Below are 19,816 nucleotides of genomic sequence, written 5' to 3'. Positions count from 1 at the left end.
CATAAGGTCAAAAGCGCGCGATGAATCGCGCCGCTATCCCTCTGCACACCTGGCGTAGCGGCGCAATTTATTGCGCTTTTTTTGATATCAACGGTGATTCAACCGGCGCGACAACCTGTCGCCAAAGAACTGCAGCACCGTCACCAATGCCACCAGCACCACAATCACCGTCAGCATCACCTGCATATCAAAACGCTGATAACCATAACGATACGCCAAATCGCCCAAGCCGCCCGCACCAATCGCGCCGGCCATCGCCGAGGCGTTAATCATCGTCACCAGCGTAATGGTAAACCCGCTCACAATGCCGGGCCGCGCTTCGGGTAGCAGCACATGCCAGATAATATGCCAGCGATGAAAACCCATCGCCTGCGCCGCTTCGGTCAGCCCTTTATCCACTTCGCGCAGGCTCACTTCGGCGATACGCGCAAAGAACGGCGTCGCCGCCAGCGTCAGCGGCACCACCGCCGCCCACACGCCGTAGGTGGTGCCGACGATCCAGCGGGTAAAGGGAATCAGCGCCACCATCAGAATCAAAAACGGGATCGAGCGGAATAGGTTCACCACCCAGCCCAGCACGCGATTCAGCAGCGGGCTGGGAAACAGATCGCCGCGTCCGGTTACCACCAGAATCACCGCCATCGGCAAACCCAGCGCCAGCGCCAGCAGCGACGACACGCCCACCATCAGCAGCGTGTCCAGCAGCCCAATCCATAAACGATCAATAGCCAGTGACATAGCCCGGTATCTCCAGTTGATCCGCAATCGGGGTTAAAAGCGTCCGCGCGGCATCAGCGTCATGCTGCGCATCAAGCAGCAGCAACATTTGCCCGGTCGGTTTGCTGTCCACCCACTCCACCGCGCTATAAATTAACGTCAGTTCCCCGCCAACCCGTGCGCTTAGCGCCGCCAAATCCGGCAGTGCGCCCTGTCCGGTGTAGCGCAACCGCACCAGCAGACGCGAATCGCCATGCTCGCGCGTCGGCGTCAGCAGCGGTTGAATCGCTTCCGGCAGCGCGCTGAACTGCGGATTGAGCAGCTGTCGCGTAGTCTCTTGCTGCGGATCGCTGTACACCTGCCACACCGGCCCGCGCTCAATGATTTCGCCCTGATCGATCACCGCCACCTGATGGCAAAGATCGTGCACCACGTCCATTTCATGGGTAATCAGCACAATGGTGATGTGACGCTGTTGATTGATCTTCTTCAGCAGCGCCAGAATCGAGCGAGTGGTTTCCGGATCGAGTGCCGAGGTGGCTTCATCACACAGCAGCAATTCCGGATCGTGCACCAGCGCGCGCGCAATGCCTACGCGCTGCTTCTGCCCGCCGGACAATTGCGCAGGCCACGCGTGCTGGCGCTGCTCAAGGCCCACCAGCGCCAGCAGTTCATCCACTTTACGCCGCCGCTGCGCCGCAGGCACGCCCGCCACTTTCATCGGCAGCTCGATGTTTTCGCGCACCGTTTTCGCCGACAGCAAATTGAAGTGCTGGAAAATCATGCCGGTACCGCGTCGCCAATCCACCAGCTGACGATCGCTCAGCGTGCTTAGGTCAATCCCGTCAATCACCACCTGACCGCGAGTAGGCTTTTCCAGCCGATTAAGGCAGCGGATCAGCGTCGATTTACCCGCCCCGCTACGGCCAATGATGCCGAAAATCTCGCCGCGCTTAACCTGCAGATCGACCTCTTTCAGCGCATCCTGAGTTTGGCCGGGATAGCGTTTACTCAAGCCACGAATCTGCACGTGGATTTTCCCTGCCGTCTCGGCCGTCGGTGACAGCAACGCATCGCGCTCGCCGGGTAGCGTCAGGCTCACCATGCTTACTGGCTCCAGCCCGGCTGATACAGCTTGCCGTAAAAGTCATCGAGCTTGGCGCGCACCACCGGCGAATGCTGGTAAATATCAACGAACTTCGCCAGGCGCGGATCGTTCTGATGACCGTCGCGGATCACGAACTGAATTACGTATTCCGGATGTTCCAGGCCATCAAACAGCAGCGCATTGTTTGGATCAATGGTCTTCGACAGGCGCAGATAGTGCGGATAACCCTGCGCTAAATCGACTTCATCCAGCGAACGCGACAGCTGCACCGCTTCCACTTCGATAATCTTCAGATGCTTCGGATTGCTGACAATGTCATCTACGGTAGATTTGAGGCCCGCGCCCGGTTTTAAGCTAATCAGCCTGGCTTTTTGCAGCAGCAGCAGGCCGCGCGCGCCGTTAATCGGATCGTTGGCAATCGCCACCGTGCCGCCATCGGGGATCTGGTCAATCGCGGTATGTTTTTTCGAATAGAGGCCGATGTTGTTAATGATCGCCGGCGCGTACGGCACCAGATGGAATCCGCCCTGCTGATTGGCGTTTTCCAGGAACGGTTTGTGCTGGAACAGGTTTACATCGATATCGCCGTTTTCCACGCTGACGTTCGGCGCGGTCCAGTCGGTGAATTCCACCAGCTCAACGTTCAAACCCTGTTTTTTCGCCTCAGCCACCGCGGTTTCCAGCGGCGGCGCAAAGGCTGCTGTAGTACCGACTTTCAGCGGTCCGCTGTAGTTTTCGGCGGCGACGGCGCTAAACGCCAGCAGTGCGACGCTGGCAGCCAGCGCAAAATGACGTGCAATGTTCATATCAGATCCCTGAGGTTAAATTAACGAAGGTTAACGCCGTCGCGCCAGCGCGCCGCCGGATGGCGATCGGGCAAGCGGTCCTGCTGTTGAAAAATTTTCTGCCGCAATGAACCGGGCTGATACGCGGTCTTGAAGCGGCCGCGCTGCTGTAATTCCGGCACCACCAGATCGATAAAATCGCGGTAGCTCTGCGGATTAAGGATGCGCGTCAGGTTAAAGCCATCGATATCGCCTTCATCGATCCACTTAATCAGCGCATCCGCGACCTGGCTCGGATTGCCAACGATCAGCGGATAGCGGCTGCCCATCGCGTGCTGCTCCAGCAAACGACGCCGCGTCCATCCGCTGAAGGCTTTGCTCACCGATTCTATGGCGCGCGTGTTGCCGGTCTGAATTGGCTCATCGAGTTCGAATGCCGCCAGATCGAGGCCAATCGAACTGGAGAAGTGCGCGATGCCGGCTTCCGGGCTGGCGTAGGCGAGGTAGCTTTGATGCTTCTCCTGCGCTTCACGTTCGGTAGGCGCGACAATCACGCTAACGCCCATAAAAATGCGCAGATCGTCAGGATGGCGTCCGGCCTCCACCGCCGCCTGGCGCAAGCGCGTCGATTGCTCGCGCATCGCTGCCGGTGACGCGGCATTCACAAAGCTGCACTCGGCGTGACGTCCGGCGAACTGCACGCCGCGCGCCGAGGAACCGGCCTGAAACAGCAGCGGCGTGCGCTGCGGCGACGGGCTGCTCAGGTGATAACCCTGCACCTGATAGAACTCGCCCTGATGATTGATTTGGTGGATTTTATTGGCATCGGCGTAGCGACGATTGGCTTTATCCTGCACCAACGCATCATCCTGCCAGCTGCCTTCCCACAGCTTGTAGGTGACATCGAGAAACTCATCGGCCTGATCATAGCGGCGATCGTGCGCCAGCAGCTGTTGCTGGCCCATGGCACGCGCGGCGCTATCAAGATAACCAGTGACGATGTTCCAGCCGATGCGCCCTTTGGTCAGGTGGTCGAGCGTGGAAAGGCGGCGCGCGAACGGATACGGCGCTTCATAACTCAGGTTGGCGGTGACGCCAAAACCCAGATGCTGCGTAACGCTGGCCATGCCGGAAATCAGCATCAGCGGATCGTTCACCGGTAGCTGAATCGACTCTTTGGCGGTCAGGCCAATGCCTTGCTGATAAACGTCATACACGCCGAGAATATCGGCGATAAACAGCCCATCAAACAGCCCGCGCTCCAGCAAACGCGCCAGATCCAGCCAGTGATCCAGCGAGTTGAAATCCACCGAACGATCCTGTGGATGCGTCCACATACCGTGATGAATGTGCCCAACGCAGTTCATATTGAAGGCGTTGAGCAGAATCTGTTTTTGACTCATATTGTTCCCCGACGCGGCGGCAACACGCCATTCAGCAGGTAGTTGCCGATGGCCGGATATTTCCAGCGCACTGGATCGTGCAAGGTGTGGGTACGCGCATTGCGCCAGTGGCGGTCAAAGTTATGCTCGCGCAGGCTGGATCGCGATCCGCCAAGTTCAAACAGCAGGTTGCTGGCCTCCAGCGACACGTCCGTGGTCCAGGCGCGGGCTTTGGCGACTTCTACCGACGCCAGCGCCACGTTTTCGGCGCTGGGATCGCGCTGCGCCACGTCAACCGCATCACCCGCAATCGCCAGCAACGCATCGCCGGCGCTCAAACGTGCGGCCAGACGACCGGTACGATCAAGCGTCAGCGGATCGTCGCTCGCACGGTCGACGCCGCTGTCCGGCCACGGCCGCGCGCGTTGACGTAGGAAATCGAGCATGTCGTCAAACGCCGCCCGCGCGATGCCCTGATCGATAGCCGCATGCATAATCTGCGCAAAGGGCCCAACGGTGCTCGGACGCTCAAACGCCGTCTGGAACGGCACCACATCTTCCGGCGCAATCGCTACGTCGCGGAACTGCACGCTGCCGCTGCCGGTGGTGCGCTGGCCAAAGCCGCTCCAGTCATCAATCACGTTGACGCCGTGCTGATGGCGCGGCACAAACACCAGCTGCTCTTTGCCATCATCGGCAATCGCCAGCGTCGGAATGCGATCGGCATACAGCGCGCCGGTGCAGTAAAACTTATTGCCGTTGAGGCGTAATCCTTCCGCCTGCTGCGAAACGGCCGTCGAACGCTGATGCGCGGCGGGCGAACTGAATTCCGCCAGCGCGTTGCCGTGATGCACGCCTGCCAGCACTTCGGCATAGAGCCGCTGTTTCTGCGCCTCGCTGCCGTTGATGCGCAACACTTCCAGCGCATAAAAATGGTTCTGCGGCACCTGACCAATCGAACCGTCGGCGGCGCTCAAAAGCACGAAAATCGCGGCCAGTTCGGCGGTAGAAATCTCAATGCCGCCAAAGTCACGCGGCACGGTGATGGCGCCGAGTCCGGATTGAAAAAGCTGCTGCAACTCGGTGTGCGGCAGTTCACGTTCGCGGTCGCGCTGGGCAGAACCGGCACGAAAACGCTCCGCCAGCTCCTGCGCGACCTGCAACGCCTGCTGGGCATTCTCAATGCGCGTCGCGCGCTGTTTAGGCGATACCTGCGTCATGGTTACTCCTTAAATCCACGCATGACGCGCAGGCAGCGCATCATTGAGGTAATAGTTGCCGATGGCATGAGTTTTCCAGCGCACCGGATCGTGCAGCGTGTGAGTGCGCGCATTGCGCCAGTGACGATCAAGACCGTGACGCAGCAAGGTGCCGCGACTGCCGCCCCATTCCAGCAGCTTCTCACTGGCACGCAGCGCCACTTCGGTGGTCAGCACTTTGGCTTCCGCTACCGCAATCGATGCGCGTGCGCAGTTTTCGGCGGTCAGCGCCTGTTGATCGATGCTGTCGAGTACGCGGGCAGCACGCGTCAGCAGCGCGTTGGCGGCGCTCAGTTCGGTGCTGATGCGACCCACATCGGCGAGGATGTAGGGATCGTCGGCATTGCGGCTGACATTGGCATCCACCCAGGGTCGCGAGCTGCTGCGCACAAACTCCAGCGCCTCATCCAGCGCACCTTGCGCAATGCCCGCATCAATCGCCGCCTGAATCAGCTGGGAAACTGCGCCGCGCAGCGTCGGCTTTTCAGCGGGAGGCAACGACATCAATAACGCGGGATCAACCACAACCTGATGCAACTTCACCGTACCGCTAGCGGTAGTGCGCTGGCCAATACCGGACCAGTCATCCACAATTTCCACGCCCGGCGTCGGCAGCGGAATAAAGGCCATTTTCGGCTGCTGATCGTGCATCGCCGTGGTGACAAGAATGTCGGCGAACAGCGCGCCGGTAGAGTAAAACTTCTCGCCGGTGAGCTGCACGCCGTGTGACGTTGTCACTAGCTGTGCCTGTACGTCTCGCGTATGTTTGGTGTTTTTCTCCGGTCCGCCGTTGCCCAGACGTTTGCCCTGCACCACCGCGCTCAGCAGCCGCTGCTGTTGCGCGGCAGAACCTTCGCCAAGGATGAACTGGATCAGACCAAAGTGGTTTTGCGGGATTTGCCCCAGCGAGGGATCGCTGGCGGAGATCAGACGAAACACTTCGGCCATGGTCTGGTACGACAAACCCGCACCACCCAATTCGCGCGGCACGCTGATGCTGCCAAGTCCCAACGCGGTGAACTGGTTGAGCAGCGCGATGGGATAGATGCGTTGCTGATCGCGCTCGACTGCGCCACTTTTCGCCTGCCCGCCCAGATGGCGTGCGGCGGCGATGGCTTCTTCATCGCTGTTTAATACCGCTGCGCGGTTAATAATCTCGTCACTGTTTTGCGTCATAGCTGATTTCACTTTTACTGCACAGCGAAGTGTAAGCCTGCACTGAAAAACTCAGCAGGCCGTGGAATGAATAACGGATTGAAAGCGATGATAATCAGCGGGGTTAAAGCAAGTAAATAGCGCGGTTATGCTATATCCGGCAATGCGTTGCCATTATTAATCTATGGATTTATTGAAGCACAACAACAGGCTAGCGGCGGCGCTGCAGGCAATTAGCGAGTATTAAAAAGCAGTGAGTAATTCTTAAGATCAAATAACGCTAAGAAAAGTTTAATTCCGCAAATAATGTAGCGGCGCGATTTATCGCGCGTTGATGTTTAACTTTCAAAAACGCGCGATAAATCGCGCCGCTACGGATGGTGCGGAATTTAAAAGCGGCGCGAAATATTAATTATTTAATTGCGCATCAAACTGCGCGGCAGCGAAACTGCGGGTGGATTCGCTTTTCACACTATGCGGAATCTGCACGCTATCGATCAACTTCGCCAGCTGATAGGTTTTCACCGTCTCATTTTGCGTTAGCTGCTGCGCATAATTCGCGGTCAAATCCCCTTTCTTATTCTGCGTCACCGAGGTCTGGCTGCGCTCTTCATCATCGATCAAATGATACTTATAGTTTTGCGACGACTTCTGTTCGGTCAGCTTCGCCGCTGAGACAGAATCCAGCGCGGTGTGGAAGCTGGCCTTGAGTTTAAACAGCGTTTGCTGGGTCAAATCCTGGGTATCACCATGCGTTTGCGTAGCGGTTTTTTGCGCCACGTTCAGGGAGAAGGTTTCTTGCTCTTCCGGCTTATACGGATTACCGGAAACCGGCGTCTGCTGATAGCTCGCCGAGAAGTCCGCCAGTCCGCTGATTGCGCCGTTCTTCGCCGCATTGGCATCAATCGACTTCACACGCTGCGTATTGATGCTTTCAGCCGCTTTGCCTTCGGTGGTATTGAGCGCGCGGAAGCTGTCTTTAAACAGCGTCAGCATGTCGCTATCGCCGTGACCGCGCGAAGCGGCCTGATCAAATTTGCTGCTCCACTGATCCAGCGCCGCTGCCTGCTGTGCCGCGCTGCTCGCCTGCGTCAGTTTCGAAACATCGGTATCGAGTTTGATGCTGACATCGCCGTTGTGGAAGCCGAGCCAGCGCGCCTGATCGTCGGCATGCAAGTTCAGCGACTGCGTGACGTTATTGCCATTACGCAGATCGGTCTTCAAATCGACGCTTTTCAACACTGAAGTGTCGAACTTCATCAGATCGCTGATATCGAGTTTGGTAGTGCTGCCATCCAGGCCATCCAGCGCCTTCTGCAAACCGGCGGATAGCTGACCCATCGCCGCCGCTTCAACGTTGCTGAGCTGGCCGCCGCTGGTTTTCAGCTCCACCACCATGCCGCCCTGTTGACGCGTCATCTGCAAACTCACCTGCACACCAGATTGGGTAGTGATGGTCAGCGCCAGCGCACTTTGGCTATTGCTCCGCGCGCCGTTCAGCGCTTCCGTCGCTGGCACGCTTAAGGTTACGTCGCCGCGATGGCTGGCCAGATTACTCAATAAGGTGCTGCCGAGACCGTTCATGTCGACGCCGCTGGCGTGCGCGGCACCGTTGAGCTGCGCTTGCAAGCTGCTGGTGACATCGACGGAACTCTTGACCTGCGCGGGCTCGATTTTGTAGATCGCGGCGATGGCATCACTCGCCTCGCTGAAGGTGACTTTGGTCGACGCTTCCGCCGTCAGGGCGTTTTGCGCGGATTTGTTGTTCACCGCCGGCGTCACCACCGCATTCGATGCGATTAAATTTCTCAGTACGCTGCTGCCAATCCCATTTAGCATGAAATAATCCTCGTTGTGTACTATTCCTGAGGGTTATCGGCGAAATGTTCAGCGGCTTTAATGGTTTTTGCCCTCACCCTAACCCTCTCCCATAAACGGGAGAGGGAACCAATTGTGCAACGTCTGCTCCCTCTCCCGCCTGCGGGAGAGGGCTGGGGTGAGGGAAATGCATTGGCAGTTCTGACATAACATCTGTCCGCCTAAACACAGCCGCACTTCACGCAGTGACTTAGGTTATTCATCAACACATCTCTCACTCACGAGGTAAGGTCACGATGAATAATCTGCATTACAAAAGCTTGCTGGAAATTGGCCGCTTGATTCAGTCGGGCGAAATCTCTTCGGTAGACGTCACGCAAACCCTGCTGACGCGCATTGATACGCTCGATCGCGACTTACACAGCTACTTCTACGTGATGCGCGATAGTGCACTGCAACAGGCGGCCGAAGCCGATGCCGAAATAGCCCTGGGCAAAATGCGCGGCCCGCTACACGGTGTGCCGATCGCGCTGAAAGATCTGATCTGGACCAAAGACGCGCCCACCAGCCACGGCATGATCATCCACAAAGATCGTTACCCTACAGAAGACTCCACCGTGGTGGAGCGCTTCCGCGCGGCGGGAGCGGTGATTCTCGGCAAGCTGACGCAAACCGAAAGCGCCTTCGCCGATCACCATCCCGACATTACCCGGCCCAATAATCCGTGGGGCAGCGCGCTGTGGACCGGCGTCTCCTCCAGCGGATCCGGCGTCGCCACCGCCGCAGGGCTATGCTTCGGCTCAATTGGCACCGATACCGGCGGATCGATTCGTTTTCCCTCCAACGCCAACGGCCTGACCGGCATTAAACCGACGTGGGGCCGCGTCACGCGTCACGGTGCCTGTGAACTGGCGGCATCACTGGATCATATCGGCCCGATGGCACGTAACGCCGCCGATGCCGCCGCCATGTTGCAGGCGATTGCCGGTCGCGATGATAAAGATTCCACCTCCAGCAGCGAGCCGGTGCCCGATTATCTGGCGCTGATGACGCGCGGCATCAGCAAGATGCGTATCGGTGTTGATAAAAGCTGGGCGCTGGAGAAAGTCGACGAGGAGACGCGTGCTGCGCTGCAATCGGCGATCGCCACCTTGAGTTCGCTCGGCGCGACGCTGGTAGATATCACCTTGCCCGATACCGAAAAAGCCGCCGCCGAGTGGAGCGCACTCTGCGCCGTGGAAACTGCGCTGGCGCATGAAGAGACCTATCCGGCGCAGAAAGATCACTACGGTCCGGGCCTGGCTGGTCTGCTGGATCTCGGTCACAGCGTCACCGCGCTGGAGTATCAACGTTTGCTACTCAGCCGTGCGGCGCTGCGCGGCGATATCTCCGCGCTCTTTACTCAGGTTGATCTGATTCTGGCACCGGCTACCGCGTATGCCGGATTGACCTGGGACACCATGACCCGTTTTGGTACCGATCAGGCACTGTTTAACGGCGTGCTGCGCTATACCAGTGCATTCGATGCCAGCGGTCATCCCACCATCACCCTGCCGTGCGGCAAAACCGCAGGCGGCGCGCCGATTGGCTTCCAACTGGTGGCAGCACATTTCGCTGAAACCACCATGATTCAGGGCGCGTGGGCCTTCCAGCAGGTCACCGACTGGCATAATCAGCATCCTGCGTTGTAAATCTGCGTCGTTTGCCGCCCCGATAGGTTCGGGGCGGTCATTTCACCCGCTCATGGCCTGAAACTTGCTTCAACTTCCTGACTTCCGCCCTTTTTCGCCATGTTTAGGGGATGCTGATATGAAAGAGCTTTTCACCACCGACGATCTCGATAACCGTCATCGCTTCGATGCCTGGCGTGATGCGGTGTGCTCGCGGCTGATCAACGCCCAAGCGCGACAGATGCATTCAGGCACTTTTTCCGGCAGCTTTGCCTATTCGATGCTCGGTCACATGGATATTGCCAATCACGTATCGCATACCGCGCTGATGTGGCAACGCACAGCAGAATGTATCCGCCGCCATCCTAATCACGATTTCTATCTGGGCTACGTCTGCGCCGGCAGCGGCACGCTGCGGCAGAATGGCCATCAATCACGCGTCAGCGCCGGCGATGTGGTGATTTACGATGCTGCCACGCCGTTTGATTTTACGATGGAGAAGGTGGCGATCAATATCGTGCATCTGCCACGTCACATCATGGAGAAGGAAGCGCCTGCCACCGCCAAACTGGCAGGCAAAACGCTTGATCTCACGCGCCCCGGCATGGCATCGCTCAAACTGCTGCTGCAGGAAGCGTTCGTGTTTAATCCCGACCGCGAGAACCCGTTTCTGGCAGAGCAGTTTGCCAACACGCTGCTGAATATGATTTCGGTGAGTGTCAATTTGCAACACAGCGAAGAGGCGCTGAAGCCGGATCTCTACTCACGCGTAGTGAGTTTTCTGCGCCACAACCTGCAGGAGCCAGAGCTGTCGGTGGCGCAGATCGCCAATGCGCATCATGTCTCGCCGCGCACCATCAGCCGGGTGTTTGCCGCGCACGGCACCACGCCGATGAACTTCCTCTGGCAGGAGCGTTTACAGGCGTGTCATCGCATTCTCGCCGAAGGCAAAGCGCGCAATATCACCCAGGTGGCGTTGGATCACGGCTTTAGCGATATGTCGCACTTCAGCCTGGCGTTCCGCAAAACCTTTGGTTATACGCCCAGCAGCCTGTTACGGCAGCCGGACGCGCCGCTACTTTTGTAGCGTGGTGATCACGCGCTCGGCGGTGTATTCCATGCTGCTGCGCGTGTTCATCGCTTCACTGCGCATCAAGCGATACGCCCCCGATTCATCCAGCCCGAAGGTTTGCATCAGCACGCTTTTGGCCTGCGCCAGTCGCTCACTCCGCGCTTGACACGCCTGCTGTACCGCACGCAATCGCTGCTGATGACGCACGGTTTTTAGCGTGCCAATCATTTGCACAATCAAGGCAAACGGATTGAGTTCACGCGCAGCGATGGCATTCGGCTGGAGTTGCAGCAGTAGCGGAAACAACCGCGCGTTGTGGCTATCCGCCAGCGCAATGATGGGAATATCCCTTTCGCGCGCGCTGATAAACAGCGGGGTTAACAGTGGCTGCTGATGCATATCGATCGCCACCAGCAGCAGCTGCGTATCCGTGGAGAGTGACGCGGCAGGCGGCCAGCTATGCTGCGAGTGACAGCCCAACTGCGTCAGCGAGGCGCAAAACGCGCGCACGCTCTGTGAATCAGGATGGAAAATATGCAGCCGGACACCAGAAAGCGTTGCCAGTAATGATTGTTCAGTCATGGTTCACCCTATGCGCATCCCGAATGAGGAAAGCTCACAGTAAGCGAGCGGATGGGTTAACGCTGTGCTGATGCTGCCGGGTGCTGTGTCAGGGCGGACAATGTCCGCTGCGCGCTGATGCCCTCACCCCGGCCCTCTCCCACAGGGAGAGGGAGACACTGCCATATACAAGCCCGCTCAATCTGTCCCCTCTCCCACAGGGAGAGGGAGACGCTGCCATATACAAGCCCGCTCAATCTGTCCCCTCTCCCACAGGGAGAGGGAGACGCTGCCATATACAAGCCCGCTCAATCTGTCCCCTCTCCCGCTTGCGGGAGAGGGCTAGGGTGAGGGCGATGGCAAAACAACTCAAACATGAAACCCCAAACACTGCTCCGCCACGCTGGCGCTCGACTGGGATTTCGGATCGATCCTCTGCACAATCTGCCCCTTTTCGATCACATGAATCTGGTCAGAGAGCGCGTATAGAAACTCGATATCCTGTTCCACCAGAATGATCGAAATATCCATCTCATGCCGCAGCCGTCGTAACGTCTCGATAATCTCCTCGCAGATATTCGGTTGAATCCCTTCCGTTGGCTCATCCAGCAGCACCAGCTGCGGCTGGCCGCACAGGCAGCGCGCCAACGCCAATAGCTGCTGCTCGCCGCCCGATAGCGCACCGCCCGGCTGCGCCAGCAGGCGTTTCAGGCGCGGAAAATACGCCAGCATCTGCTCGATAATCTCTGCGGCGCGGGAGAAGTGTTTCACGCAGCCCATGCGCAGATTCTCCTCCACCGTCAGTTGCGGGAAAATCTGTCGGCCTTGCGGTACAAAACCGATGCCCGCTACCGCCCGCTGGTGCGCCTGATAACGGGTAATATCGATGCCGTTCAGCGCGATCTGGCCTTGCCAGGCCGGCAGTTCGCCCATAATGGTGCGCAGCAGCGTGGTTTTGCCCATGCCGTTGCGGCCCAGCACGCCGGTAAACGACTTCGCGCCGACAAACAGCTCGGATAAGTTCAGCACCGGAATCTTGTTGTAACCCGAGACCATCTCTTTAATTTCAAGCATGTTTAATCTCCAGATTGCCGAGATACGCCTCTTTCACCCGCGGATTTTGCGTCACCTCGCGGAAGCTGCCTTCCGCCAGCACCGCGCCCTGGTTAAACACCGTCACCTGCTGCGCAATTATGCTGATGAACTCCATGTCATGTTCCACCACCACCACCGTGCTCTGCTGATTAATCGCCTTGATCAGCTGCGCGGTTTTGCGCACTTCCTGATGCGTCATGCCCGCCGCCGGTTCATCCAGCAGCACCAGCTGCGGTTTGGAGATCAGGATCATCCCCAGCTCCACCCACTGCCGCTGACCATGCGCCAGTTCCGAGAGCACCGCATGTTGCAGATCGACCAGACCGATATCCTCCAGCACCTGTTCTATGGCCGCCGGCAGCGCCGCTTTCGCCAGCTTATTCGCCGCCGCCTGCCACAGGTTTTCCCGCACGCTTAAGCCTTCGAACACGCTCGGCACCTGAGTTTTAATGCCAATCCCCAAACGCGCGATTTCCCATGGCCGTTTGCCAGAGATCACCTGTTCGCGATAGCGACACTCGCCGCGCGTCGGCGTGACCTGGCCGCTCAGCATCTTGAAGAAAGTGCTTTTGCCTGCGCCGTTAGGGCCGATCAGGCAGCGCAACTCACCTTCACGTAGGGTGAAATCCACCTCTTTCACCGCATGCACGCCGCCAAAACTGACGCCCATTTTGCGGGTTTCCAGTAACACGTTGGCCGTCATGGTTTCACCTCACTGACCTGCGCGCGGCTGGCAGGCGCGGCGGGACGCTTGCGCCGCCACAGGCGCTGCAACGTTGGCAGAATGCCGCCGGGAATCAGCAACACAAACACCGCCAGAATCACGCCGAGCACTAAATTGACATCCACGGTTTGCTGCGCGCCCAGCCGCGTCACCATCCACTGCAACAGTACGCAGCTGATCACCGGACCCAGCAGCGTGCCGCGGCCACCGACAATCACCCAGATGATGATCTGCGCCGACTGGCTGATGCTAAACACGCCGGGACTGACAAAGGCACCCCAGTTGACGTACAAACAGCCCGCCAGTCCGGCAATGGCCGCGCCGATGGCGAAGGTTGCCAATTTATGCGCCGGCACGTTGTAGCCGAGCAATCCGGCGCGCTGCTCGTTCTCACGAATCGCCACCACGGTTTTGCCAAAACGGCTCAGCAGCACGAACTTCAGCAAGGCGTAGCACAGCGCCAGACATCCGGCGGTGGCCATAAAGATCGCCTCGGGCGATAAAATCGCATCCGGCTGGAACGGCAGGTTAAGCGTCGGCACCGAAGGAATGCCGTTAAAGCCGCCCAGCAGCGCCTCGCCGATGTGGTATTCGCTGCCGGAGGTGGAGTTGACCCAGTTAAACAGCACCAGACTCACCGCCAGCGTGATGGCGCCGAGATAGACATCGCTGACGCCGCCATAAAAAATCACATAGCCGAGCAATAGCGAGAACAACGTTGGCAGCAGCACCGCCATCACCACCGCCCAAGTCGAATCGCCCCAGTTGATAGCGCAAATCGCATAGGTGTAGGCCCCTAAACCGAAAAACGCCGCCTGACCAAAGCACAGGATGCCGCCGTAACCCCAGATGAACGCCAGGCTGAGCGACAACAAACCCATCACCAGAAACACCGTCAGCGACAGCAAGGTGTAGAGCTCAATCGCGCCTGACAGCCACAGCGCCACCAGCACCATCGCCAGTGAGATGACGATAATCTGGATCTTTTCCGAGAACAGTTTCATTACAGCGATCTCCTGAAGAAGCGTCCGGTGATGCCCTGCGGCAGCAAGCGCAGCAGCACAATGGCGCTCAGCAATAGCGCGACGGCACCAAACACCGGCGTGGAGAAGTAGGTCACCAGCTGCGAAATGGTGCCGAATAACGTCGAGGCGGAGAGCGTTCCGGCGATGATGGCGCTACCACCGCCAATCACCGTGATAAAGGCTTTGGCGATAAAGCTGACGCCAATGGTCGGGATCACGCCGGTAATCGGCGCTAACAGCGCGCCGCCTAAACCCGACAGCGCTGCGCCCAGGCCAAACGTCAGGCTGTAGATTTTGCCCGGATTGCTGCCGAGCGCCGCCGCCATGCGCGCATTCTGCATAGTGGCGCGCGCGCACAAACCTAAAGTGGTGAAGCGCAGCAGCAACCACAGCGCGCCGAGCAAGCCGATCGCAAACACAATCATGAACAGCGAATAACCGCTGATGCTGTAGCTGCCGATGCTGACGCTGGGCAGCGGTGAACTGATGCCCAGCGTGGTGTTGCCGAACAGCATGGTGGCGGCACCAATCAGCGCCAGACTCAGCCCCCATGTCGCCAGCATGGTGTCGATCATCCGCCCGTACAGATGACGGATAATCACGCGCTCAATCACCGCGCCAAACACGCCCACAGTGAGCGGCGCAATCACCAGCATCGAGATCCAGATCGGCACGCCCCACTGATTGGTGGCGAGAATGGCGCTGTAGCCGCCCAGCATCATGAATTCGCCGTGCGCCATATTGACGATTTTCATCATGCCGAACACCACCGCCAGCCCGACGCTCATGATCACCAGCACGGCGATGGCATTAAGCACTTCAATGGCGTAGATAATGAACAGATCCATAGCGGCTCCTGTCACAGCTCAATTTGATACTGTTTGGTATCGCGCGGGTTTTTCTTCAGATCGCACACCATCGCGGTATCCACCGGCGCTTGATCGGTGAAGGTTTGCAGAATTTTCATCTGATGGTTTTCCACTTCGGCGATGTGCACATCCAGCGAACAGTGATGCGTGGCCGGATCCACACTCAGCTTGCCGCTCGGCGAGGTCAGCGTAACGCCGGACTCCAGCGCCTCGATCACCTTCATGCGATCGATATCGCCCGCTTTGCGCACCCCTTCCGCCCAGATCAACATGCCCTGATAAGCGCCCATCGCCAGGTCGCTGATGTACGGCGTATTGGCGCCGTAGCGCGCATGGAATCGCTCAACGAAAGCTTTGTTTTCCGGTGAGGGGATTTCCTGCATATAGTTGGCGGCAACCAGAATGCCGTTGCTCTCTTCCGGCGACAGAATGATATGTTCGTTGCCGCCGCCAAACACCGTGGAGGCAATCGGGATCTTGCCGCTCATACCGGCCGCATGCCACTGGCGATAGAAGGAGATGTGCGCGCCACCGACCAGCGCTGACCACACCATGTCGGGTTTGGCGCTCTGGATTTTAGAGATCGCCGCACCAAAATCGGTAACATCCAGCGGGAAGAATTCAACCGTCACCACTTCACCGCCGTTATCGTGTACCGATTTTTTCACCCACGCCGAGACGATTTGGCCGTAGTTATAATCCGCCGCCAGCACGTAGACTTTTTTGCCCCACTTCTTCACCGCATAAGGCACCAGCTTTTCCACGGTTTGTGCCGGCGTAGAACCGGATGAGAAGTAATTGCGATCGCACACGCCGCCTTCATATTGCGCCGGATAAAAATAGAGTGAACGGAAACGATCCAATACCGGACGAATAACCTCACGCGAGGCCGAGGTAATACCACCATGCACCACCGCCACTTTATCTTTCAGCGCCGCCTGCTGCGCATATTGCGCATAAAGCTGCATATTGGATTGCGCATCGTAATTAATCACCTGCAACGGTCGACCTAATAAACCACCCGCCGCGTTGATCTCTTCTGCCGCCAGATTAATGGCGTTCGACATCGGCTTACCGTAAATATCGAGCCCGCCGGATAAGTCGAGAATACTGGCGATTTTGATGGCGTCCTTGCTGTCGGCGGCGAAAGAGAATTGAGGCGCAACGCCTGCAGCCAAGCCTAATGCCGAAACGGCTGAACCCTGGATAAATGAACGACGACTAATAGCCATAGCAACCTCTTGAAAAGAGAAGGATCAAACAGGAGTGTTTCCGGGAGGCCGGAGAGAATAAAAGCGATCTACAGACGGCGCTGTCTGCATTGACAAGAGGGTTGCCACGTCGTTGGGGCGTTGTTTTTAATAAAGCAAGAAGTGGGCCAAATTAATTAGACTCTGCACATTCACCTAGCGGCGCGATTCATTGCGCGATAAATCGCGCCGCTACGGAAGGTGCGGTGATTTGATACGGCACTTAATTGATCGGCATTACGCAATTATTTGCGCCGCTACGACAACGTGCGCACTGTTAAATGGCAATTGGCACCAATTAGGTGCGAGGTCGCCCTTCATGGCGACCTCAATAAAACTCAGTTAAAAAACTTAATATCCGTCGGCGTGGCAATCTTCGCCACTTCACCCGCGGCTTTCAGCACACCGCTCTGTTCATCGAAATGGAACAGGGTGATGTTATTGGTAAACACGTTCGCCACATAAAGGTATTTGCCGCTGGCATCAAAGGCGAAAGCGCGCGGTTCAATGCCATCCGCTTTATAGCGCACCGGCGATCCCAGTGAACCATCCTGCTCAATGCGGAACACCACTAAGCTGTTATCCGATCCACGATTAGCGGCAATCACAAATTTGCCGTTCGGGCTGAGGAAAATGCCGCCGCCGCTGCGGTACTCGGCGCTGCTGTTTTCCGTATTCAGTTTGACGCTGGATTGCTGCTGCAGACGATCGTCCTTAACCGCAAACACCACCACTTCACCGGCCATTTCGGTAATGACATAGGCGCGTTTACCATCCGGTGAAAACACCATGTGGCGCGGGCCAGAACCGGCCGGGAAGGCGACATCGCGTGAGGTATCCGCTTGCAGCGGCTGAGCATTGCCCGCGTGATAGGCATAAGCGTGCAGTTTGTCGCCGCCGAGATCTGCAGCGTAAAGGTATTTGCCATCATGAGTGAAGGTGGTGGAGTGCGCATGCCCGCTATCCTGACGATCTTTCACCGCCCCGCTGCCGCTGGCGAACGGGAAATTCTGTACCTGCTCGCCAAGCGAACCGTCGTGATGAATCGGGAATACAGCCACGCTGGCACCGCCTTTAGCCACCGAGTAGTTGGCGACAAACAGGAATTTCCCGTCCGGGCTAATGGTGGCATGCGTCGGCTGCTGGCCGTGGCTATCCACCGCGTTAATCACGCGCACTTCGCCGCCGTGATCAATCGCCAGCGCAGTCACAGCACCGGCGTTTTCTTCGTTAGTGGTGTAGGCAAAACGTCCATCGTGCGATTTCACAATCCACGATGGGCTTTTCATTTTGATGAAATCGAGCGGCGTCAGCGTGCCGTCGCTATTGACCTTCAAACGGTATAAACCTTCGCTGGGATGACCTGGATTTTGCACTAACGGCGCATCCGGGATGCTGGTCCATGTGCCCACTAAAGCCGTTTGGTTGTGATGTTCCGCTGCAGTTGCCATTGCACTTCCCGCTAATGTGAAAACAGCTAGCGATAATGCCACGCTTAGACGTGACGCCATACCGCCAGACACCGTTTTATTGTGATTTTTCATTGTGGTACCCACCATAATCGGAATGTTCTTTATAAAAATCGTTCGCAGAGTTGGATTTTTTATTGTGATTGCGGCCAATGCTGCAGGCCGCATAACGACTATAGTGGGATTGCTTTGATTCGCGGCGAACAGGCGTGATCGTGTTCACATTATCGGGGATTTATCCGCCGTTAGAGCACGATTACCTCCAAACGTGGCAGCCGGAATAGCACAAATGCGTAATTCTTATTATTACTGCGTTTTCCTGCATGCTTTAATACAGCCCTATTAACATGCCAGGGATGCTGACGTTGCTATGCTGCAGTTTTCAAATGGTTTTCTGCTGAGTTTGTCGTTATGCCTTGATATTGGTCTCGCCAATATCGCCATGATCACGCTGGCGATGCAGCGCGGCTATTTTCACGGTTTCTGGTTGGGGATTGGCACCTGCATTGGTGACTTAATCTATGCGGTGCTGGCGCTGGCGGGCATGGCGATTGTGTTGCAGTTCACCGCCGTGCGCTGGGCATTGTGGATTGGCGGCGGAGTGATGCTGCTGTGGTTTGCCGGGAAAATGCTGTATGCGGCGTTGCAAAAGCAGGCTGCACTGCCGGAAACCGAACAACAGCCCTATCGATCGCTGCTGCGCGAGTTCAGTCGTGGCGTGATGCTGGCGATGTCATCGCCGACCGCGATTTTGTGGTTTGCCAGCGTCGGCGGTGCGTTGATTTCCCGCATGGGACACGGCAGCGCGGCGGCAACCTCATCGTTTCTTGGCGGCTTCTTTATCGCGGGCGTAGTGTGGACCTGCGTGCTGTGCCTGGTGGGGAGCATGGGCGGCAAGCTGCTGGGGCAGCGTTTATTGAAGTATTCCTATCTTGCTTCGGCGTTGATTTTTGTTTATTTCGCCATCTATGTGATTTGGTCGGGTTACCGGGAATTTATTCTGGTTTGATAGAAGGTCGCCATTCAATGGCGACCGCAACCAACATCACAACCCGGCAATCCGCTTCAAATCCGCTTCCGCACCTGGCGCAACCGCCAATACCTGTGCGCCTTTCAACAATCGTTCACCTTCGGTATTGAACGGGTGATACCAGCCGCCCGCTTCCTTCACCAGGCAATAACCGGCCAGGCAATCCCACGCATGCATATACGGTTCGTAATAACCGACCACGCGCCCAGCCGCGACCCACGCCAGCATCAATGCGCCGGACCCAATGCGGATAAAATTCCCCCCTGCCGCCAGCAGCGATGCGAGGATTTTCCCTACTTCATCCGGGCTGACGTGGCTGTTGGCACCAAAACCGGTGACGTGGTTTTGCAGCGTGCGCGACGCATCCACCTGCAAGCGCTTGCCGTTGAGCGTGGCACCCTGACCCATCGCCGCCACGTAACACTCCTGATAAGTGGGCGCGAAAATCACGCCAATCACCGGCACGCCGTCATGCAGCACCGCCACGGACACGCACCAGTTCGGCATGCCGTTAAGGAACGGGCTGGTGCCGTCGATCGGATCGACCACCCACGTATAACCCGATGAACCTTCCTGCAATCCGTACTCTTCGCCGAGGAAACCGTCGTCGGCAAACTGCGCGCGAATTTGCTGGTCGATCATCTGCTCCACTTCGCGGTCAGCGCGCGACACCACATCCTGCAAATCGTATTTGGTCTCGACCACCAAAGTTTCACGCTGATGGAAATACTCCAGCGCCTTCGCGCCGCCGGTGCGTGCCACCTTCTCCGCCAGAATCAGGCGCGATAACAGCGGGTCATTGTCTAATTCACTCATCATCCATCCTT

18 protein-coding genes are annotated in these 19,816 nt (G+C 57.6%); 3 read left to right on the top strand and 15 right to left on the bottom strand.

Going from position 1 to position 19,816, the window contains the following annotated elements; all coding sequences use genetic code 11:
• Window positions 1-87 precede the first annotated feature (87 nt).
• From DEU53_RS09115 to DEU53_RS09085, 7 genes are all read right to left on the bottom strand, one after another.
• Window positions 88-738: a methionine ABC transporter permease gene (locus DEU53_RS09115; protein WP_061719142.1), complete on the bottom strand. Its 651-nt coding sequence runs from the start codon at window positions 736-738 to the stop codon at window positions 88-90.
• A complete protein-coding gene (locus DEU53_RS09110) occupies window positions 722-1,822 on the bottom strand; it encodes a methionine ABC transporter ATP-binding protein (RefSeq protein ID WP_110866773.1) in 1,101 nt (366 codons plus the stop codon). Before DEU53_RS09110 ends, DEU53_RS09115 begins: the two co-directional genes overlap by 17 nt.
• Before the next feature lie 2 nt (window positions 1,823-1,824).
• Complete coding sequence (locus DEU53_RS09105) at window positions 1,825-2,631, bottom strand: MetQ/NlpA family ABC transporter substrate-binding protein (protein WP_110866772.1); 807 nt, start codon at window positions 2,629-2,631, stop codon at window positions 1,825-1,827.
• A 20-nt stretch (window positions 2,632-2,651) separates the two neighbouring features.
• Window positions 2,652-4,013, bottom strand: coding sequence for an LLM class flavin-dependent oxidoreductase (locus DEU53_RS09100; protein WP_110866771.1), 1,362 nt, complete (start codon window positions 4,011-4,013; stop codon window positions 2,652-2,654).
• Window positions 4,010-5,212, bottom strand: coding sequence for an SfnB family sulfur acquisition oxidoreductase (locus DEU53_RS09095; RefSeq protein ID WP_110866770.1), 1,203 nt, complete (start codon window positions 5,210-5,212; stop codon window positions 4,010-4,012). The genes DEU53_RS09100 and DEU53_RS09095 overlap by 4 nt, the downstream gene beginning before the upstream one ends.
• Window positions 5,213-5,221: 9 nt before the next feature.
• The gene (locus tag DEU53_RS09090; protein WP_110866769.1) at window positions 5,222-6,427 is read right to left on the bottom strand and encodes an SfnB family sulfur acquisition oxidoreductase; all 1,206 of its coding nucleotides are present in this window, start codon (window positions 6,425-6,427) and stop codon (window positions 5,222-5,224) included.
• A gap of 387 nt (window positions 6,428-6,814) precedes the next feature.
• Window positions 6,815-8,245 (bottom strand): hypothetical protein, encoded by a 1,431-nt coding sequence (locus DEU53_RS09085; protein WP_110866768.1) that lies wholly within the window; start codon window positions 8,243-8,245, stop codon window positions 6,815-6,817.
• 275 nt (window positions 8,246-8,520) lie between these two features.
• Between DEU53_RS09085 and DEU53_RS09080 the strand changes: the two genes are divergently transcribed.
• Together DEU53_RS09080 and DEU53_RS09075 are read left to right on the top strand one after the other, a co-directional pair.
• Window positions 8,521-9,915: an amidase gene (locus tag DEU53_RS09080; protein ID WP_110866767.1), complete on the top strand. Its 1,395-nt coding sequence runs from the start codon at window positions 8,521-8,523 to the stop codon at window positions 9,913-9,915.
• Window positions 9,916-10,033: 118 nt separating this feature from the next.
• Window positions 10,034-10,981, top strand: a complete 948-nt coding sequence (locus DEU53_RS09075; protein WP_110866766.1) for a helix-turn-helix domain-containing protein — start codon at window positions 10,034-10,036, stop codon at window positions 10,979-10,981.
• On the opposite strand, the gene DEU53_RS09070 is transcribed toward DEU53_RS09075, so the two are convergent.
• From DEU53_RS09070 to DEU53_RS09040, 7 genes are all read right to left on the bottom strand, one after another.
• On the bottom strand, window positions 10,970-11,548 hold the full coding sequence (locus tag DEU53_RS09070; protein ID WP_110866765.1) for an ANTAR domain-containing response regulator: 579 nt from the start codon (window positions 11,546-11,548) through the stop codon (window positions 10,970-10,972). The genes DEU53_RS09075 and DEU53_RS09070 overlap by 12 nt on opposite strands.
• Before the next feature lie 348 nt (window positions 11,549-11,896).
• Window positions 11,897-12,601, bottom strand: coding sequence for an ABC transporter ATP-binding protein (locus DEU53_RS09065; RefSeq protein ID WP_110866764.1), 705 nt, complete (start codon window positions 12,599-12,601; stop codon window positions 11,897-11,899).
• Window positions 12,594-13,325, bottom strand: a complete 732-nt coding sequence (locus DEU53_RS09060) for an ATP-binding cassette domain-containing protein (RefSeq protein WP_110866763.1) — start codon at window positions 13,323-13,325, stop codon at window positions 12,594-12,596. Before DEU53_RS09060 ends, DEU53_RS09065 begins: the two co-directional genes overlap by 8 nt.
• Window positions 13,322-14,350 (bottom strand): branched-chain amino acid ABC transporter permease, encoded by a 1,029-nt coding sequence (locus tag DEU53_RS09055; protein ID WP_110866762.1) that lies wholly within the window; start codon window positions 14,348-14,350, stop codon window positions 13,322-13,324. Before DEU53_RS09055 ends, DEU53_RS09060 begins: the two co-directional genes overlap by 4 nt.
• Complete coding sequence (locus tag DEU53_RS09050; RefSeq protein WP_110866761.1) at window positions 14,350-15,219, bottom strand: branched-chain amino acid ABC transporter permease; 870 nt, start codon at window positions 15,217-15,219, stop codon at window positions 14,350-14,352. Before DEU53_RS09050 ends, DEU53_RS09055 begins: the two co-directional genes overlap by 1 nt.
• Before the next feature lie 11 nt (window positions 15,220-15,230).
• Entirely contained in the window at window positions 15,231-16,472 is a 1,242-nt protein-coding gene (locus DEU53_RS09045; protein WP_110866760.1) for an ABC transporter substrate-binding protein, read from the bottom strand.
• Window positions 16,473-16,828: 356 nt separating this feature from the next.
• The gene (locus DEU53_RS09040; RefSeq protein ID WP_110866759.1) at window positions 16,829-17,941 is read right to left on the bottom strand and encodes a lactonase family protein; all 1,113 of its coding nucleotides are present in this window, start codon (window positions 17,939-17,941) and stop codon (window positions 16,829-16,831) included.
• A gap of 388 nt (window positions 17,942-18,329) precedes the next feature.
• On the opposite strand from DEU53_RS09040, the gene DEU53_RS09035 reads away from it, so the two are divergent.
• Window positions 18,330-18,968, top strand: a complete 639-nt coding sequence (locus DEU53_RS09035) for a LysE family translocator (RefSeq protein WP_110866758.1) — start codon at window positions 18,330-18,332, stop codon at window positions 18,966-18,968.
• 36 nt (window positions 18,969-19,004) lie between these two features.
• Here DEU53_RS09035 and DEU53_RS09030 read toward each other — a convergent pair whose 3' ends face one another.
• A complete protein-coding gene (locus DEU53_RS09030) occupies window positions 19,005-19,805 on the bottom strand; it encodes an inositol monophosphatase family protein (protein ID WP_110866757.1) in 801 nt (266 codons plus the stop codon).
• Window positions 19,806-19,816 lie beyond the last annotated feature (11 nt).

It is taken from the genome of Pantoea sp. AG1095 (assembly GCF_003208415.1).
Lineage (GTDB): Bacteria > Pseudomonadota > Gammaproteobacteria > Enterobacterales > Enterobacteriaceae > Pantoea > Pantoea leporis.
This window is presented reverse-complemented; position numbering and strand designations above follow the sequence as displayed.

What these genes read in the sequence shown, in the direction of transcription:
- DEU53_RS09040 (WP_110866759.1), bottom strand. Translation starts at nt 17,941, where the DNA reads ATGGCAACTGCAGCGGAACATCACAACCAAACGGCTTTAGTGGGCACA.
- DEU53_RS09095 (WP_110866770.1), bottom strand. Translation starts at nt 5,212, where the DNA reads ATGACGCAGGTATCGCCTAAACAGCGCGCGACGCGCATTGAGAATGCC.
- DEU53_RS09080 (WP_110866767.1), top strand. Translation starts at nt 8,521, where the DNA reads ATGAATAATCTGCATTACAAAAGCTTGCTGGAAATTGGCCGCTTGATT.
- DEU53_RS09070 (WP_110866765.1), bottom strand. Translation starts at nt 11,548, where the DNA reads ATGACTGAACAATCATTACTGGCAACGCTTTCTGGTGTCCGGCTGCAT.
- DEU53_RS09060 (WP_110866763.1), bottom strand. Translation starts at nt 13,325, where the DNA reads ATGACGGCCAACGTGTTACTGGAAACCCGCAAAATGGGCGTCAGTTTT.
- DEU53_RS09085 (WP_110866768.1), bottom strand. Translation starts at nt 8,245, where the DNA reads ATGCTAAATGGGATTGGCAGCAGCGTACTGAGAAATTTAATCGCATCG.
- DEU53_RS09105 (WP_110866772.1), bottom strand. Translation starts at nt 2,631, where the DNA reads ATGAACATTGCACGTCATTTTGCGCTGGCTGCCAGCGTCGCACTGCTG.
- DEU53_RS09075 (WP_110866766.1), top strand. Translation starts at nt 10,034, where the DNA reads ATGAAAGAGCTTTTCACCACCGACGATCTCGATAACCGTCATCGCTTC.
- DEU53_RS09090 (WP_110866769.1), bottom strand. Translation starts at nt 6,427, where the DNA reads ATGACGCAAAACAGTGACGAGATTATTAACCGCGCAGCGGTATTAAAC.
- DEU53_RS09035 (WP_110866758.1), top strand. Translation starts at nt 18,330, where the DNA reads ATGCTGCAGTTTTCAAATGGTTTTCTGCTGAGTTTGTCGTTATGCCTT.
- DEU53_RS09065 (WP_110866764.1), bottom strand. Translation starts at nt 12,601, where the DNA reads ATGCTTGAAATTAAAGAGATGGTCTCGGGTTACAACAAGATTCCGGTG.
- DEU53_RS09050 (WP_110866761.1), bottom strand. Translation starts at nt 15,219, where the DNA reads ATGGATCTGTTCATTATCTACGCCATTGAAGTGCTTAATGCCATCGCC.
- DEU53_RS09030 (WP_110866757.1), bottom strand. Translation starts at nt 19,805, where the DNA reads ATGAGTGAATTAGACAATGACCCGCTGTTATCGCGCCTGATTCTGGCG.
- DEU53_RS09110 (WP_110866773.1), bottom strand. Translation starts at nt 1,822, where the DNA reads ATGGTGAGCCTGACGCTACCCGGCGAGCGCGATGCGTTGCTGTCACCG.
- DEU53_RS09100 (WP_110866771.1), bottom strand. Translation starts at nt 4,013, where the DNA reads ATGAGTCAAAAACAGATTCTGCTCAACGCCTTCAATATGAACTGCGTT.
- DEU53_RS09115 (WP_061719142.1), bottom strand. Translation starts at nt 738, where the DNA reads ATGTCACTGGCTATTGATCGTTTATGGATTGGGCTGCTGGACACGCTG.
- DEU53_RS09055 (WP_110866762.1), bottom strand. Translation starts at nt 14,350, where the DNA reads ATGAAACTGTTCTCGGAAAAGATCCAGATTATCGTCATCTCACTGGCG.
- DEU53_RS09045 (WP_110866760.1), bottom strand. Translation starts at nt 16,472, where the DNA reads ATGGCTATTAGTCGTCGTTCATTTATCCAGGGTTCAGCCGTTTCGGCA.